General features: G+C 70.2%; 15 protein-coding genes. 5 read left to right on the top strand and 10 right to left on the bottom strand.

Features of this window, described 5'->3' with window-relative positions:
• Nucleotide 1: 1 nt before the first annotated feature.
• The gene (locus AC27LF_RS02305; protein WP_479656110.1) at nt 2–1444 is read right to left on the bottom strand and encodes a tetratricopeptide repeat protein; all 1443 of its coding nucleotides are present in this window, start codon (nt 1442–1444) and stop codon (nt 2–4) included.
• A 508-nt stretch (nt 1445–1952) separates the two neighbouring features.
• Here AC27LF_RS02305 and AC27LF_RS02300 point away from each other — a divergent pair.
• Nucleotides 1953–2495, top strand: a complete 543-nt coding sequence (locus AC27LF_RS02300; protein ID WP_479656111.1) for an NUDIX hydrolase — start codon at nt 1953–1955, stop codon at nt 2493–2495.
• Here the strand turns inward: AC27LF_RS02300 and AC27LF_RS02295 are convergent.
• Complete coding sequence (locus AC27LF_RS02295; RefSeq protein ID WP_479656112.1) at nt 2492–3823, bottom strand: NsdA family TPR-like regulatory protein; 1332 nt, start codon at nt 3821–3823, stop codon at nt 2492–2494. The two genes, AC27LF_RS02300 and AC27LF_RS02295, sit on opposite strands and share 4 nt — an antisense overlap.
• A gap of 158 nt (nt 3824–3981) precedes the next feature.
• Here AC27LF_RS02295 and AC27LF_RS02290 point away from each other — a divergent pair, with 158 nt between their 5' ends.
• The 3 genes from AC27LF_RS02290 to AC27LF_RS02280 all read left to right on the top strand — a co-directional run bounded on the left by AC27LF_RS02290 (nt 3982) and on the right by AC27LF_RS02280 (nt 6414).
• Entirely contained in the window at nt 3982–4407 is a 426-nt protein-coding gene (locus tag AC27LF_RS02290; RefSeq protein ID WP_479656113.1) for an ATP-binding protein, read from the top strand.
• A 451-nt stretch (nt 4408–4858) separates the two neighbouring features.
• Nucleotides 4859–5953, top strand: a complete 1095-nt coding sequence (locus AC27LF_RS02285; protein ID WP_479656114.1) for a radical SAM protein — start codon at nt 4859–4861, stop codon at nt 5951–5953.
• Entirely contained in the window at nt 5866–6414 is a 549-nt protein-coding gene (locus AC27LF_RS02280) for a class IV adenylate cyclase (protein WP_479656115.1), read from the top strand. Before AC27LF_RS02285 ends, AC27LF_RS02280 begins: the two co-directional genes overlap by 88 nt.
• Before the next feature lie 275 nt (nt 6415–6689).
• On the opposite strand, the gene AC27LF_RS02275 is transcribed toward AC27LF_RS02280, so the two are convergent.
• From AC27LF_RS02275 to AC27LF_RS02240, 8 genes are all read right to left on the bottom strand, one after another.
• Nucleotides 6690–7673: an N-acetylglucosamine kinase gene (locus AC27LF_RS02275; RefSeq protein WP_479656116.1), complete on the bottom strand. Its 984-nt coding sequence runs from the start codon at nt 7671–7673 to the stop codon at nt 6690–6692.
• Nucleotides 7664–8929, bottom strand: coding sequence for a 6-phospho-beta-glucosidase (locus tag AC27LF_RS02270; protein ID WP_479656117.1), 1266 nt, complete (start codon nt 8927–8929; stop codon nt 7664–7666). The genes AC27LF_RS02275 and AC27LF_RS02270 overlap by 10 nt, the downstream gene beginning before the upstream one ends.
• Nucleotides 8930–8933: 4 nt before the next feature.
• Nucleotides 8934–9827: a carbohydrate ABC transporter permease gene (locus AC27LF_RS02265; protein WP_479656118.1), complete on the bottom strand. Its 894-nt coding sequence runs from the start codon at nt 9825–9827 to the stop codon at nt 8934–8936.
• 2 nt (nt 9828–9829) lie between these two features.
• A complete protein-coding gene (locus tag AC27LF_RS02260; RefSeq protein WP_479656119.1) occupies nt 9830–10771 on the bottom strand; it encodes a carbohydrate ABC transporter permease in 942 nt (313 codons plus the stop codon).
• 17 nt (nt 10772–10788) lie between these two features.
• Entirely contained in the window at nt 10789–12132 is a 1344-nt protein-coding gene (locus AC27LF_RS02255; protein WP_479656120.1) for an ABC transporter substrate-binding protein, read from the bottom strand.
• Nucleotides 12133–12266: 134 nt separating this feature from the next.
• Complete coding sequence (locus AC27LF_RS02250) at nt 12267–13478, bottom strand: ROK family transcriptional regulator (RefSeq protein WP_479656121.1); 1212 nt, start codon at nt 13476–13478, stop codon at nt 12267–12269.
• Nucleotides 13479–13611: 133 nt separating this feature from the next.
• Nucleotides 13612–13860, bottom strand: coding sequence for a PDDEXK family nuclease (locus tag AC27LF_RS02245; RefSeq protein ID WP_479656122.1), 249 nt, complete (start codon nt 13858–13860; stop codon nt 13612–13614).
• A gap of 149 nt (nt 13861–14009) precedes the next feature.
• On the bottom strand, nt 14010–15104 hold the full coding sequence (locus tag AC27LF_RS02240; protein ID WP_479656123.1) for a mechanosensitive ion channel family protein: 1095 nt from the start codon (nt 15102–15104) through the stop codon (nt 14010–14012).
• A 350-nt stretch (nt 15105–15454) separates the two neighbouring features.
• Between AC27LF_RS02240 and AC27LF_RS02235 the strand changes: the two genes are divergently transcribed.
• Complete coding sequence (locus tag AC27LF_RS02235) at nt 15455–15991, top strand: HNH endonuclease (protein WP_121888680.1); 537 nt, start codon at nt 15455–15457, stop codon at nt 15989–15991.
• Nucleotides 15992–16143 lie beyond the last annotated feature (152 nt).

Below are 16143 nucleotides of genomic sequence, written 5' to 3'. Positions count from 1 at the left end.
CTCACCGGTACTCCGAAAGCCGGCGCCCGATGCCGAGCACCGCGCCCGACGCGCCGAGGACGGCGAGGGCCGCGGCGCCGGCGGGCAGGAAGCCCATCGCGTGCAGGCCGTCGCGCGCCGACCGCCTGAACTCTCTCTCCTCGTGCTCAAGTGCCGTCCGCAGGTTGTCGTCCACGCTGTCGAAGCACTCGCCGGTCGCGTCCTTGTCGCCGATCACCTTGTCCAGGGCCTGCTGGTAGTTGCCGTTCTCGTCTTCGGCGCGGACCGAGTCGTGGCGCTGCCGCCACACCGCCATGTCCGCCTCGGCCGCGGCCACCGGCTTCCCGCCGGCGGTGTCGTCGGCGAGCCGCCGCGCCTCGGCCAGGCGCTTGCCGAGGTCGGCGATGTCCCGGTCGAAGTCGTAGTAGTACCTGTCGTACGTCTTCTCGCCGACCTTGACGGTGTCGGCGCCGCGGGCCACCAGGCTCAGGTTCTCGTTGCCGCGGGCCTTCAGGGAGGCGATGCGGGCGTCGTGCAGCGCGTTCAGCGAGCGGACGCCGTGGTCGTAGGAGCCGTTGAGGCCCGCCCTGGCGACGGAGTGCCCCACCAGCAGCCAGAGCAGGACGACCACGGCGGCGCCGGTCGCGGCCACCAGACCGTGGTTGAGGACGCGGTTCGTGCGCCGGTACGTGCGGTGCTGGGCCCAGGCCAGCGCGCCGAGCGCGACGACACCGAGGGCCATCGCCGCCCACGGGTAGGGCGTCGCGTCCCCGTAGTCGGCCTTCAGCCGCTCGTTCTCCGACGTGTACAGCTCCTCGGCCGCGGGCAGCATCTGGTCCTGCATCCTGCTGTTGGCGAGCCGCAGATAGGCGCCGCCCACCGGGTAGCCCTGCCGGTTGTAGACACGGGCCCGCTCGATCAGTCCCTTGTACTCCGGCAGCAGCCGGTTGAGCTTGGCTATGGCCAGCGCGGAGGGTGACTCGGGCTCCGAGTTGGCGGCGGCCCTGACCAGTTTCTCCGCCGCCGTTTGGATGTCCTTCTCGTACCGGCTGCCGGCGGCGGCGGTCTCCTGGCCGCCCGCCAGGAAGCCGCTGGAGGCCGCCGTGTTGGCGTCGGCGAGCGAGCGGTAGATGTCGGCCGCGTCCGAGCTGAGCGGCTGGCTGCGGTTCAGTACGTCGTCGGCGGCGGCCGCGCGGTCGTAGGTCTGCCAGGCGGTGACCGCGCCGAACGCGACGACCAGCAGGGCGATCACGGCACCGATGATGCGCAGCCGGCCCGGTTCGGTGGTCGCGGCGGCGCGCAGCCGGTCGACGCCCTCGGCGAAGGCGGTGCGGCGGGCCGGGGCGGAGGGGGTGCCGGGCGGTACGGGGGACGCCGGTCGCGGTGGCACGGCGGGCTGGGCGGGCAGGCCGGGGGCCGGGCCCGCTCCCGGTGGCGCCGCGCTGCTCTTTGGCGGGTGTGTCACCTCGACCTCCCCCATGGTCATCCGTCGCCGCCAAGTATCGCCGCAGGGACCGACATCCGCACCGGCCTTCACTGGATCTTGATCGGACCCCAGCGGTTGCCTCCGGCCATGGCGCCGAGTTCTTCACCACCCCTTGCCCATCAACACGCCCCGCGAACCAGCCCGGTTCCCCACCCCCGCCGGGTCCCTGACGGGGCCGCCAACGCCAGAGGAAGGCGTTCGGGGCTCTGAACTCCACCGGGGAAGCGCGGGTTTCTGGCCGGGGGTGGTGGTTCTGGCTGCCGGCCGGTGGCGCAGGAACAGAACGGACGCGCAGGGCGCCGGCCAGGGGCAACACTCCACGGTCGGCCGCACGCCTTGCGGCGGTCCCAGCGGGCTGACGGCACAGGTATGGATGGCGACTCCGGTCGGACCACGCGAGCACCGGCCGGAAGTCGTTGACGGGGCAGACGGCTTCTCGTCCAAGTGACATTCTTGGAGCTGCACGGCGGCGAAAGGGAGTTGGCTCATGCGGTGGACGGTGCATGGCGAGCGTCAGATCTACAGCAACCCGTGGGTCAATCTCTGGCTCGTGGACGTCCAGCAGCCGGACGGCCGACGCTGGGAGCACCATGTGGTCCGGATGCGGCATCTCGCCGTCGCCGCCGTGGTGGACGAGCAGAAGCGGGTGCTGATGATGTGGCGTCATCGGTTCATCACGGACACCTGGGGCTGGGAACTGCCTATGGGCCTGATCGAGGCCGACGAGACCCCGGAGCAGGCGGCGGCTCGTGAGGTGGAGGAGGAGACCGGCTGGCGGGTGGAGGGTCTGAAGCCTCTGGTGTACGCGCAGCCGGCGAACGGCATCACCGACTCGGAACATCACGTCTTCCGTGCCGAGGCTGCCGCCTATGCGGGCCCGCCGACCGAGTTGAACGAGTCGGACCGTATCGAGTGGATCCCGATGTCCGAGATCCGCGGCATGATCGACCGTCGCGAGGTGGTCAGCAGCGGAAGTCTGGTCGGGCTGCTGTACCTCCTGCTGGATGAAGCCACCAGCGCTACGAGTTAGCCGAGCACTTCGCGCATGCGCTGCTCGAATGCGATCACCGGTGTCTCGCTCGCGTAGGGGGCGAGACGCTGGTGGAACTCGTGGACATGGCCCGCGACCCGTGGTGAGTCGAGGGACGCGCTGAGCCGCAGTGCGAGTCCGGCACTGTGGCACGCGGCATCCAGCTTGCCCTGCTGGAGCTGGGCCGTGGCCAGCCAGAAGGCATGGAAGGCCCTGCCTCGCTGCTGTGCGCCCGTTTCCCGCCGGAGGCCCTCGGCGATCAGTGGCTCGGCGCGTTCTGACTCGCCCAGCTTGGCGAGCGCGATCCCGGTGTCGACGATCAGTTTTGTCTCATCGAAGTAGCGCACCCAGGAAGGTGCCTCGTCTTCGTGGCCGCGGGCTTGCTCGTATGCGTCCCGGGACCGTCCGATGGCCTGGTGGCAGAAGGCGGCGTCGCGGAGCGCGGCATGGGCGAAGGCTTCCCGCATGTGGAGCATCGACATCACCAGCGGCTGCCCGCCGGCGGATCGGGCGCTGTCCTGGGCCTTGCAGGCCAGGGCCACCGCGTCCATGAGCTGCCCGTCGTACGTTGCCTGCAGGCTCATGCAGGACAGGACGTTGGCCATGAAGAGGTAGTCGTCCTGACCGTGCGAGAGCCGCAGGGCCTGCGTGAAGTGGGCGCGCGCGGTGCTGTACTGGCGGGCATCGAAGTAGGCCCACCCAGCGAGGCGGGCGAGCTCGGCCGCGAGTGACTGAAGATCGTGGCGCAGAGGAGCGCGAACGCCGCGCATCATCTGCGTCACGTATCGAAGGTGCCCCACGACGGCCGGGCGCAGGGCAGCGCCGCCGTGCTCGTCGTCACGGCGCCAGTAGTCCTCGACCGATGACCGCAGGGCGAGGAGCGTCGACCGCGTCACTCTTCCGTCGGCGAGCGTCAGCAAGTCCTCAAGACCACCGTGGGATTCGGCGTCAGGTGCCTGCTCGGTGTCGGCAGAGGTCTCGGATGTCAGCGCCGAACGGCTCGGGAGGTGGTCGCGCGGCGACGTCGCGGGAGCCGGGACCTCCCAGGGCCTGTGAGCAAGTCCGAGCATGGCACCGGGGATACGCAATCCGTCGGCGACCCGTTCGATCACATCGATGTGGGCGATTCCGCGCCGCCCCGACATGATTTCCCCGACCCGGCTCGGCGTCATGCCGCACAAGGCGGCCACGCGGGACGGATAGATGCCCGCCTTCGTCTTCACGAGGTGAAAAACCTTCGCGAAGTCGCGCTGGCGACAAGCACGCCGCCATTCGGGGCTGGCGAGTAACTCTGGCGGGAGTCCTCGATGAGGCTGGGGTCCAGGCACATGCGCTCCTCTGCCGCTTCAGGCGGTCGCGTCTGGCGATTGGTCAGCCGCTCCGGATGTTACCCACGTTGGGTAACCACCGTGACCTGATGACGTGATGGCCTCTCGCGGTGAGCTGGTCCTCCAACCGCCCGCGATGAGAGGACGCGATGTACGCGATGGCCACGCACGACCAGCAGACCGCCCAGAGATGGCACATGCAGTTCAGTTCGACCGCCGTGTGCGTCTCCCTCGCCCGGCACCAGGTGGAGAAGACACTGCGTGACTGGGGATACGTACTCGACGACATCGACCGGGTCGTCCTGGTCTCCAGCGAACTCGCGACGAACGCCGTGCTACACGGACACTTCCCCGGGCATCCCTTCGAAGTCGCTCTGACCTCGACGGACCATAGCTGCCTGATCGAGGTGTCGGACGGAAGCCCCCGCACTCCGATGGCACTGCGTCCTGCGGCCGAGGAGGAACACGGTCGCGGGCTGCCGCTCGTCAGCGCCCTGGCCGTACGAGTCGGCCACCGTGCGCGCCAACCGACGGGCAAGACGGTGTGGGCCCAGATCCTGCGCACGTCCTGTGGACCACGATGAGACGGCCCCCCCCACACACGTCCCGCGGCACGCGCACGAGCTACCGCCCCGTCGAGATCAGCCCCGGACCCGCCGGCGGTGGGAGGCGACAGCCGTGATGCGCGTCGTCGGCCGCTACGCCGGAGTCCTCTTCAGCATCGGCATCAACGCATCAAGCGGCCTCGTCGTCGGGCTGGCACTTGCAACAGCACCGACTCCACAGACCGGTCCGCCCGAGGCGAATACCCGCACCGCGGGTCGGCTTCCCCCGGGCCCACCTGGGGCGGACCCTCCCCCCTCCGTCGGCTGCCTATGAGCGAGCTCGGCAGCCGGCGGAGGGCCACCCGCCCGCTTCCCACCCAAGGACCGCCAACCCGCCCACGGGGCCGCCCTGTTCTCAGCGTGGGACGCGCCCTGCGCGCCGCGGGCCCTCGTACCGCGATCCGCTTCGAACCGACAAGAGGTACGCCGAGTGATCCAGCACCCAGCTCTGGAGAACATCGACCGCGCAGTCCCGATCTCGGTCACCACTGACCGCACCCTCAGAGTCAAGGTCATCGACTCTTGCGGCATGACCTGCACTTTCTGCCACAACGAGGGCACCCCCGTCAGCATGGACAACCGCGATCACACCGCCGGAGCATTCACCGGCTCGGGCAGCTCCGGACGCGTATCGATCTACGTGGCCACCAACGGCGCCGGCTTCCTCAGCGCACCCGTCTTCCCGGACGAGTCCTTCCGCCGCGCACTGGACCAACTCCAAAACGCCCTCGGAATCAACGAAGTACACCTGACCGGAGGCGAGCCGACCCTGCACCCCCGGCTTCCCGAGATCGTGGCCACGGCCAGAGAAGCCGGCTACGCGGTGAGTATCACCTCGAACGGTGAGAACGGGGCCCGGATACTGCCCAGTTGCGCCCTGGCCGGACTCGGGCGCGTCAACTTCTCCGTCTTTGGAACGACTCCCGAAGAACTGGCCCAGGTGCAGCACGTCCGGTACCGGAACAGGACGCTGGCTCAACGGAAGATCGCAGCACTGGACGAGTCGATCAGGCTCGCCATGGAGCTTGGCGTGGAGGCACGCGCGAACGTCGTCCTGCCGCACCGAGACCATGTGCCGCGTATTCACAGCCTCCTCGCCACATACTCCTCCTCGCTTTCCGTCCGGATCCTCTCCTCCCTGTCGGAGGGCAACGAGTCCCTCAATGCCATCGATCTCCTCCTCGACGAGCTCGGCGCCGAACTCGAAGAGGTTCGCCTCATCGCGGGCACCTCGGGCTTCCGCATGTCCTACCGGCTGCCCGCCGGCCGTCCGCTCGTGGTCAAGCACATACGGACCGTAAGACTGCCGACAACCTGCGCCGACTGCCGGTTCAACAACAGCAACCGGCGACGCCTGCGACGAGATCGTCAGATTACGGGAGAGCGACCTCCGAGACATGACCGCCTAGAAACCGATCACCAGGAGTACAGACAGCGATGGCCCAGCACGAATACGAGGCGAAATTCCTCAGCATCGACGTCGAAGGGGTACGCGACCAACTCCGCGCCGCCGGCGCACAACTAGCCTTCGACAAGACCATGTTCACCCGGCTCATCTTCGAGAACGACGCGGTCCAAGGCGAACAGTGGCTGCGTCTGAGGGACGAAGGGGGCAAGACGACCCTCACCCTGAAGCAGGTCAGCGACGCCACCACCATCAACGGCACCACCGAGATCGAGATCGAAGTCAACGACCTCGACAAGACAGCCGAGCTCCTCGCCGCCCTCGGGCTGCGCCAGGTCCGATACCAGCAGAACTACCGCGAGGAATGGCAGCTCGGCGACATCACGTACGATCTCGACACCTGGCCCGACCTCCCCACCTTCATCGAGGTCGAAGGCCCCTCGGAAGAGGCGGTCCGCAAGGCCGTCGCGGCACTCGGCTTCGACTACGAGCAGGCCCGCTACGGCAGCATCGACCTCATCTACAAGAGCGAACTGAACCGGGACATCCTCGCCGAGCCAACGCTGCTCTTCGCGGAGTAACCGACGCGCAGCGCGAGGGCCGTCGTCCTCGGGGGTGGCGGCCCACCTGCATGTCCCAGTCCTCAGACCGAGGCTCAGCTCCAATCCATCGATAGATGTGGGTTACCTCCGCCAGTGGCAACTCATCCCCTGGCCCCCCCGACCCAGCCGGCCCCAGGACGTCCCCGCGACCGGGGCCGGGCAGCCGCCCCGAAGGGAACGGTGCGCTCGGCCCGGTGGCGTCGGGGTTGGCCATGGTGGGGTGGTGCCTCCGCTGTCCGTCTTGGGGTGCCGTATCAGGGGGTCGGGGGGCGTTGCCAGTGGGTTTTTGTGCGGGCCTGGGTTTCGTAGGGGGCGTTCAGGTGGTCCAGGCCCAGGAGGGCCGCGCCCAGGACCGGGCTCGCCGTCACCACCCGGGGCACCGCCTTCGGCGCGCGTGCCGCCAGCAGGTCCCGTACGCCGGTGTCCAGCCGGGCGTGCCCGGCGGTGAGGACTCCGCCGCCGAGCAGCACCGGGACCTCCTCGTCCAGCAGGTCGAGCCGGCGCAGCGCCACCGTCGCCATGGTCACCACCTCGTCGGCCAGCCGGTCCACGATCGACCGGGCGACGGCGTCTCCCCGCGCCGCCGTCGCGAACAGCACCGGGGTCAGCTCGTGCCGGCGGCCGTACTCGACGCGTTCCAGGTGCAGCGCCTCGATGAGCGCGTACATGGAGTCCAGGCCGAAGTGGGCGGGCAGGGTGCGGGCCAGCAGGGTCGGCGCGCCGCGCCCGTCCTCCGCGCGTGCCGCATGCCACAGTGCCTCCTCGGCGAGCGCCCAACCACCGCCCCAGTCACCGGAGATGCGGCCGATCGCCGGGAAACGGGCGGTGCGGCCGTCGGGCCGCATGCCGACGCAGTTGATGCCCGCGCCGCAGACCACCGCGACGCCGCGCGGCTCGGCCACGCCCGCCCGCAGGATCGCGAAGGTGTCGTTGCGCACCGCCACCGTGCCGCCCCACGCGCGCGCGTGCAGCGCGGCGGTCAACTGCTCCTCCTCCACGGGCAGATCGGCGTTCGCCAGACACGCCGAGACATGCGCGACGCGGGTGACGCCCGCGGCGGCGTAGGCCCGCGCGACCGCGTCGGCGATCGCGTCGACGGCCGTGCTCACGCCCACCGCGGGCGGCCGGAAGCCGCCGCCGCGGGCGGTGGCGAGGACGGTTCCGTCCGCCGCCACCACCGCCACGTCGGTCTTGCTGTTGCCCGCGTCGATGGCGAGGACGCTTGCGGTCAGGCCCACGCGAGATGCTCCCGGTTGTGCGCGATCAGGCGGTCGGTGAGGTCGTCGGCGTACGCGTACTGGCCGATCAGGGGGTGCGCCAGCAGCGCCGCGAACACCCGCTCGCGGCCGCCGTGCAGCGCCGCCCGCAGGGCCAGCTCCTCGTACGCCGTCACGTTCGCCACCAGCCCCGCGTACAGCGGGTCGAGCGGCGGCACCGGCAGCGGCACGGGCCCCTTCGGTCCGACCGCCGCCTGCACCTCGATCACCGCGTCGTCGGGCAGGAAGGGCAGCGTGCCCCGGTTGTGGGTGTTCACCACCTGGTACGGGCTGCCCGCGCCGCCCAGCAGCGCCGCCGCCAGGTCCACCGCGGCCTCCGAGTAGTAGGCGCCGCCGCGCTTGGCGAGCAGCGCCGGCTTCTCGTCCAGGGCGGGGTCGCCGTACATCTCCAGCAACTGCCGTTCCATCTCGGCGACTTCGGCGGCCCGGGAGGGCTTGGTGCGCAGCTCGTCCACCACCGCGTCGTGCGCGTAGTAGTAGCGCAGGTAGTACGAGGGGACCACGCCGAGGCGGTCCAGCAGGGGCCTGGGCAGCCGCAGATCGCCGGCGATGGTGTCGCCGTGCCGCGCGAGCAGCCGCGGCAGCACATCCTCGCCCTCGGGGCCGCCGAGCCGCACTCCGGTCTCCCAGGTGAGGTGGTTGAGGCCGACGTGGTCGAGGTGGACGTCCTGCGGGGCGGTGCCGAGCAGGGCCGCGAACTTCCGCTGGAGGCCGATCGCCACGTTGCACAGCCCGACCGCCCGGTGCCCGGCCTGGAGCAGGGCGCGGGTGACGATGCCGACCGGGTTGGTGAAGTCGATGATCCAGGCGCCCGGGTTGGCGCGGCGGACGCGTTCGGCGATGTCGAGGACGACCGGCACCGTGCGCAGCGCCTTGGCGAGACCGCCGGCGCCGGTCGTCTCCTGGCCGACGCAGCCGCACTCAAGGGGCCAGGTCTCGTCCTGCTGCCGGGCTGCCTGGCCGCCGACGCGCAGCTGGAGCAGCACGGCGTCGGCGCCGTCGACGCCCGCGTCCAGGTCGGCGGTGGTGACGATACGGCCGGGGTGCCGCTGCCTGGCGAAGATGCGCCGGGCAAGACCTCCGACCAGCTCCAGGCGCTCGGCGGCCGGGTCGACCAGAACCAGCTCGGCGACGGGCAGCGTGTCCCTCAACCGGGCGAATCCGTCGATCAGTTCGGGCGTATAGGTCGACCCTCCGCCGACCACGGTGAGTTTCATGTCATCAACCCTTTACTCCGGTGAGCGTGACGCCCTCGACGAACGCTCTCTGGGCGAAGAAGAACACGAGGATCACAGGGGCCATGACCAGGACGGTCGCGGCCATGGTGAGGTTCCAGTCGGTGTGGTGGGCGCCCTTGAAGGACTCAAGGCCGTAGCTCAGGGTCCAGGCGCCGGGGTTCTCGGAGGCGTAGATCTGCGGGCCGAAGTAGTCGTTCCAGGCGTAGAAGAACTGGAACAGGGCGACGGCCGCGATGCCCGGCTTCGCCATCGGCAGCACGATGCGCAGCAGCGTGCGCAGTTCGCCGCAGCCGTCCACCTTCGCCGCGTCCAGGTACTCGTCGGGAATGGTCGTCAGGAACTGGCGCAGCAGGAAGACGGAGAACGCGTCGCCGAACGCCATCGGGACGATCAGCGGCCACAGGGTGCCGGACAGATCGAGCTGCTTCGCCCAGAACAGATACATCGGGATGATGATGACCTGCGGCGGCAGCATCATCATGGAGATCACCAGCATCAGCGACAGATTGCGGCCACGGAAGCGGAACTTGGCGAGCGCGTACGCCACCGGGAGCGAGGAGGCGACCGTCAGCACCGTGCCGAGCCCGGCGTAGATCAGCGTGTTCTTCCACCAGGTCAGGAAGCCGGGCGTGGCGAACACCGTGCGGTAGTTGCCCCATTCCCAGGTGTGCGGGATCAGGTCCCGGCTCAGCGCCTGGCTGTCGCTCATCAGGGACGTCAGCAGGACGAACACGAACGGCAAGGTGAAGAACAGCGCGGCGGCCACGCCGAGGCAGTGGACGCCGATCCACTCCAGCAGCGCCTGGCGCCGCGCGGCGCGCCGGGCGGGGGACTGGGGCGCGGGCGTCTTCAGGGGTGGGGCCGGTACCTGGGTCATGGTCAGTCACCTGCCTGGACGAGGCCGCCCCGGCGCCGCATCAGGAACGCGGTGAACGCCATCGACAGGGCGAAGAGGACGAGGGCGATCACACACGCGGAGCCGTAGTCGAAGCGCTGGAAGCCGAGGTTGTAGACGAGTTGGGGGAGGGTGAGCGTGGACTTGTCCGGATAGCCCGGTTCGAACTGGGTGCCCGCGCCCTGGATCACACCCGAGGCGACCTTCCCGGCGATCAGCGGCTGCGTGTAGTACTGCATCGTCTGGATCACGCCCGTGACCACGGCGAACATCACGATCGGGGCGATGTTCGGCAGGGTGACGTACCGGAAGCGCTGCCACGCCGACGCCCCGTCCAGCTCGGCCGCCTCGTACTGCTCTCTCGGCACGTCGAGCAGGGCGGCCATGAAGATGACCATCAGGTCGCCGACCCCCCACAGGGCCAGCAGGGTCAGCGCCGGCTTGGACCAGGCGGGGTCGTTGAACCAGCCCGGGGCCGGGAGGCCGGCCTGCTCCAGCAGCGTGCCGACCGGGCCGGTGCCGGGGTTGAGCAGGAAGGCGAAGGCCATCGTGGCGGCCACCGGCGGGGCGAGGTAGGGCAGATAGAACAGGGTGCGGAAGACGCCCGTGCCCGTCCTGATCCGGGTGATGAGCATGCCGACACCGAGGCCGAACACCACCCGGAGGGTGACCATCACGACCACCAGCCACAGGGTGTTGCGCAGGGCGGGCCAGAAGAGCGGGTAGTGCTCGAAGACATAGGTCCAGTTCTTCGTGCCGCTCCACGTCGGCGGCCGGAAGCCGTCGTAGTGCATGAACGAGAAGTAGACCGTCGAGATCAGCGGGTACGCGAAGAAGACCGCGAAGCCGATCAGCCACGGCGACATGAAGGCGAGCGTGCGCAGCGTCGCACGGCGGCGCTTCGAGGCGAGGGTCATGGTGCTCATGTCCGGCGAACCCCGTGCTACTTCGCCTGCTCGATGTCCGTGTCGATCTGAGCGGCCGTCTTCCTCAGGCCCGCCTTCAGATCGGTGGCCCTGCCGCTCTCGTACGCGTAGCCGAACTGCTGGATCGTCACGAGGTACACGCCGCCGTTGACGGAGGGGGGCGTCGTGGTCGAGTGCGGGTTCGCCGCGATGTCCAGGAACGTCTTGAACCGCGGGTCGTACGTCAGCTTCGGTGACTTGAGGGCGGCCAGCGTGGAGGGCACGTTGTGGATGGCGTTGGCGAAGCCCACCACCGCGTCCGTGTCGGTGGTCATGTACTTCACCAGCTCCCAGGCCGCGTTCTGCTTCTCGCTGGTGGCGGCGATGCCCGCGATGGTGCCGGTGATGTAGCCCTTGCCGTACTGGTCCGCCTGGTCGTCGGGTACGGGCAGCGGCGCGACGCCGATCTCGAAGTCCGGATCCGCGTCCTCGGCCATGCCGAGCCGCCACTCGCCGTCGAGCTGCATGGCCACCTGGCCGGTGTGGAAGGGGTGCTTGGGGCCCCATTCGTCGCCGAGCGTGGCGCGGAACCTCTCCAGCTTCTGGAATCCGCCGAGCGCGTCGACGAGCCGCTTCTGCAGCTCGAACCCGGCCTGGAAGGCGGGGTCCTCGGCGAGGTTCGACGTGCCGTCGGAGGCGAAGTACGTCGGTGAGAACTGCGCGAGGTAGTGCTCGGTGGTGGATTCCCAGCCGTGGTAGTTCGGCATGAAACCGAGCTGCCGGTAGCCGTCGCCCCGGGGGATCGTCAGCTTCTTCGCGTCCGCCTCGAACTCGCTCCAGGTCTTCGGCGGACTGGTGATGCCGGCCTTCTCGAACGCGGTCTTGTTGTAGTAGAGGCCGTACGCGTCGCCCAGCAGCGGCACCGTGCAGCGGTTGCCGTCGTACTGGGTGTACTCGTTCATGGCTTTCGGGAACGTCTTCTCCGGGTCGATGCCCGACGTCCGGAAGAACGGGTTCAGATCGATCAGCGCGCCGGACGAGCAGAACTTGCCCACGTTGTTGGTGGTGAAGGAGGAGATCACATCGGGTGCCTTGGAGCCGCCGGTGCGCAGCGCCTGGTTGATCTTGTCGTCGGTCATGTTGCCGACGACCTTGACGTGGATGGTGGGGTGGGCCTTCTCGAAGCCCGCGATCAGGGAGGTGACCGCGCGCACCTCGCTCGGCGCGCTCCAGGCGTGCCAGAAGGTGATGGTGGTCTCCTTCGAGGGGTCGTCGTCGGCGCCCGAACCGGTCTGGCCGGTACAGGCCGTGGTGAGCAGCGCCAGCGAGGCGGTGAGGGCGAAAGCCGTGTTTCGGACCACTCCGGGTATGGCTCGGGGCATGACGGGGTCTCCCTGGGGCGGGCGGTACGGGAAGGGGCGGTGCCGGACGGTGCGGTGCCGGATCGTGCGGTGACGCGGGCGCGGTGCTGAGGGCGTGGTGCTGAGGGCGTGGTGCCGCAAGGGCGGTGCGGAGCTCAGCGCGAGGTGTCGAAGACCTCGTCGCGGGTGGTGGCGAGGGCGCTCTCCAACGCGCCGCGCAGCACGGGGTGTTCCTGGACGTCGCCGACGACCAGACGCGGACGGGGCGCGGCCAGCTCCGCCAACTCGGCCTGGACGAGGGCGCGCAGCACCTCGCCCCCGGAGGTGAGGGAGGTGCCGCTGAGGACGACGAGTTCGGGGTCGAGGACGGCGACGAGCGAGGCGAGACCGGTGGCGAGCCGGGTGGCGTACGTCCGTAGCAGTTCCCGGTAGGGGCCGCCGGCGTGGTCGGCGGCACGGGCCACGAGCTGGGCGGCGACCTCCGCGTACGGCCCGCTCGGCACGTCCGTGATGCCCAGCTCCCGGGCCAGCCGGGGCAGGGCCTGGGAACCGGCGAGTTCCTGGTAGCCGCCGCTGTTGGCCTTGGTGACCTGACGCACCAGGGGCGTGCCCGGCACCGGCAGGAAGCCGACCTCGCCGGCGCCGCCGGTCCAGCCGCGGTGCAGCCGGCCGCCGAGGACCAGGGCGGCGCCCAGGCCCTCCTGGTTCCACAGGAGCACGAAGTCGCCGTGTCCGCGGGCCGCGCCGAGCCGCTGCTCGGCGATGGCGACGAGGTTGACGTCGTTCTCGTACTCGACCGGCATCGGGAGCGCCGCGGCCAGCTCCTCCAGCAGTGCCGGGGCGTGCCAGCCGGGCAGGTGGGAGGCGTAGCGCAGCCGGCCGGTGCCCGGATCGAAGGCGCCCGGCGTGCCGATGACCAGGCGGTGCAGGTCGTCGCGGGCCAGCCCGGCGGCCTTCACCGCGCCGTCCAGCGCGTCGGTCACCTGGCGTACGACGGGCTGTGCCGGGCGTCTGCCGGGGGTGGGCAGTTCGTACGCGCCGACGGTGCGTCCGGTGATGTCGGCGACCGCGGCGCGGATGCGGCCGGGGGTGACATCGAGTCCGGCGGCGTGCGCGGCGGTCGGGTTGACCGCGTAGAGCTGGGCGTTGGGGCCGGGGCGGCCCTCGCTGGTGCCGGTGGCCCGGACCAGTCCGGCCGCCTCCAGACGGGCCAGCAGTTGCGAGGCGGTCGGCTTGGACAGGCCGGTGAGCTTGCCGATCCGGGTGCGGGACAGCGGGCCGTGCTCCAGCATCAGGTCCAGCGCGGTGCGATCGTTCATGGCGCGCAGGACGCGCGGAGTGCCCGGCGTGCCGGCGGATCCTGCCATCTGTCTCGACACCTGCCCTTCCCACGGACCAGCCTTCCAGCGGCTCAGGTGTCATGTCCACCCGGCTACTGTTAGGAAAGTTTCCTGTTGGCTGGAAAGCTAAGCGTCCCGGGAAGGAGGCGTCAAGAGAGGGTCAGTCCGCGAGGAACGGGGTGGTGTCCAGAGCGGGGTAGGGGGCCGGGAGGGGAAGGGGCGAGCCCAGGTCGACCTTGTCCTCCTCGCTGTAGTACGCCTTGGCCGGGTCCTCGCCCGGAAGGACCGGGCCGCTGAGGCAGTGCGCCATGGCGGTGTCCCGGTTGATCAGGACGTACACCGGAACACCCGCGGCGGCGTAGGTGCGGAGCTTCGGGCTGGTGTCTGCCCAGTGGCTGCTCGACGTCACCTCGCCGGTTCTCCTTGTCGCGCTGGTGCCGGGCTGAGCCTCTGCGGGGTCCCCCGGCAGCACACTGCACGGCCCGCACGACGTGTGGTGCGGGAACGGCGGGCGCGTCACTCGAACGAGTGTGCTGAACCGATCCGCCTCCGGGCGCGCTACTTCGTCGGGGCGCGCGGGGGCGCGATCGGGGTCGCCGCCTCGGACTGGGGCGACCCGGCGTTGCCGAACGCCGACGGGGCCGCGACGGACGCCGTCGGGTCGGGTGCCGCGGGCTCCGCCGCCGCGGGCTCGCCGCCCACGATCCGGATGTCCGCCGCGTCGAACGCCAGCTTGACGCGCCAGCGCAGCTCACGCTCGACGGCAAGCGACTTGCCCGGCATCGTCTTGGCGGAGAGCCGGATCGTCATCGAGTCGACCAGGACGCTGTCCAGGCCGAGCACCTCGATCGGGCTCCAGAGCAGTTCGTTCCAGGGCTCCTCCTTGCCCATCCGCTCGGCGACCTCGGCGAGCGTGGCCCTCAGCCGCTCCAGGTCCTCGGTGGGCCGCACCGTCACGTCCACCCCGGCCGTCGCCCAGCCCTGCGACAGGTTGCCGATGCGCTTGACCTCGCCGTTGCGGACGTACCAGATCTCGCCGTCGGCGCCGCGCAGCTTGGTCACCCGCAGGCCGACCTCGATGACCTCGCCGGTGGCGACGCCCGCGTCGATCTGGTCGCCGACCCCGTACTGGTCCTCCAGGATCATGAAGACACCGGAGAGGAAGTCCGTCACCAGGTTGCGGGCGCCGAAACCGATCGCCACACCCGCGACACCGGCCGAGGCGAGCAGCGGGGCCAGATTGATCTGGAACGTGGACAGCACCATCAGGGCCGCCGTGCCGAGGATCAGGAACGACGCCACCGACCTGAGCACCGAACCGATCGCCTGCGAGCGCTGGCGGCGGCGCTCGGCGTTGACCAGCAGCCCGCTCAGCGCCGTCCCGTCGACCGCCTGGACCGTCCGGTTCATGCGGTCGATCAGCTTGGTGATCGCGCGCCGCACCACCACCCGCAGCACCGCCGCCACCACCAGGATGAGCAGCACCCTGAGCCCGATGGCGAGCCATGTCGACCAGTTCTGCTCGACCCAGCTGGCGGCGTTGGTCGCGCTCTCCTGGGCGTCCTGGAGCGTGGGCACCGTCGGGGCCGTCGACTCCGAGGGAGACGGCGACGGCGACGGGACGGCGGCCGTCAGGGCGGCGGACAAGGACACGGCGGGTACCTCCAGGTGCAGCGGTCTGCCTCCGGCCCGGCGGTCCGGGGTGGTCCGGGCGGTGCGGGACGCCGAATCCGCCGGGACCGCCGGGATCACGGGATGCTCACCGGACGGGCAGAACCAACACACTAACGGGGCATCGTGTGTGCGCCGTGCGTCCTGCGCGGGAGAGACCGGGCTCACGCGGGCTTGAACAGGCCGTGATCCGGGGGATGAATCCAGGTGTGGTCGAAAACACTCCCAGCCCGTTACCGGCACATGGTGGCGCTTTCACCAGGCATGAGGGGAGACTGGCTGCAGATCGTCCCGGCGCGAGCCACGCGCCGCCGGCGTACAAGGAGGCATCCGTGCCGCATGTCCTGGTCCTCAACGCGTCGTACGAGCCGCTCGGCGTCGTACCGCTCCGCCGCGCGCTCGTGCTCGTCCTCGAAAACAAGGCAGTCTGCCTTGAGGAGTCCGGCGCCTTCATGCACAGCGCAACCGTCACAGTCCCCGCACCCAGCGTGGTCCGGCTCAAGCGATTCGTGCGGGTTCCCTACCGGGGGCCCGTTCCTCTGACCCGTCGGGCGCTGTTCGCCCGCGACGGGGGCCGGTGCATGTACTGCGGTGGCGTCGCAACCAGCGTCGACCACGTCATCCCGCGCAGTCGCGGGGGCAAGCACGTCTGGGACAACGTGGTGGCCTCCTGCCGCCGCTGCAACCACGTGAAGGCCGACCGTCACCTGGTCGAGATCGGCTGGCGGCTGCGCCACAAACCCGCTCCGCCCACCGGCCTCGCCTGGCGCATCATCGGCACCGGCCATAGGGACCCGCGCTGGCTGCCCTACTTGCAGCCGTACGGCGCGGACGACGCCTTGGCCCGGATCGACGGCATTTCCGCCTGAGAATCCGGGCCTTCGCATACCCCCGTGGCCACCCCGGCCACGGGGCCCCAGCCACGCCCCCAGCCCCACCGGCCGCGCGCCCCGACCCTTCACAAGGCCCCACCTGCCCGACATCTCCTGCCCCGCCCCACGCGGTCGCCCGCCCCACGCGG

The organism is Streptomyces diversicolor, assembly GCF_057537855.1.
This window is presented reverse-complemented; position numbering and strand designations above follow the sequence as displayed.

What these genes read in the sequence shown, in the direction of transcription:
- AC27LF_RS02300 (WP_479656111.1), top strand. Translation starts at nt 1,953, where the DNA reads ATGCGGTGGACGGTGCATGGCGAGCGTCAGATCTACAGCAACCCGTGG.
- AC27LF_RS02290 (WP_479656113.1), top strand. Translation starts at nt 3,982, where the DNA reads ATGGCCACGCACGACCAGCAGACCGCCCAGAGATGGCACATGCAGTTC.
- AC27LF_RS02280 (WP_479656115.1), top strand. Translation starts at nt 5,866, where the DNA reads ATGGCCCAGCACGAATACGAGGCGAAATTCCTCAGCATCGACGTCGAA.
- AC27LF_RS02270 (WP_479656117.1), bottom strand. Translation starts at nt 8,929, where the DNA reads ATGAAACTCACCGTGGTCGGCGGAGGGTCGACCTATACGCCCGAACTG.
- AC27LF_RS02265 (WP_479656118.1), bottom strand. Translation starts at nt 9,827, where the DNA reads ATGACCCAGGTACCGGCCCCACCCCTGAAGACGCCCGCGCCCCAGTCC.
- AC27LF_RS02260 (WP_479656119.1), bottom strand. Translation starts at nt 10,771, where the DNA reads ATGAGCACCATGACCCTCGCCTCGAAGCGCCGCCGTGCGACGCTGCGC.
- AC27LF_RS02255 (WP_479656120.1), bottom strand. Translation starts at nt 12,132, where the DNA reads ATGCCCCGAGCCATACCCGGAGTGGTCCGAAACACGGCTTTCGCCCTC.
- AC27LF_RS02250 (WP_479656121.1), bottom strand. Translation starts at nt 13,478, where the DNA reads ATGGCAGGATCCGCCGGCACGCCGGGCACTCCGCGCGTCCTGCGCGCC.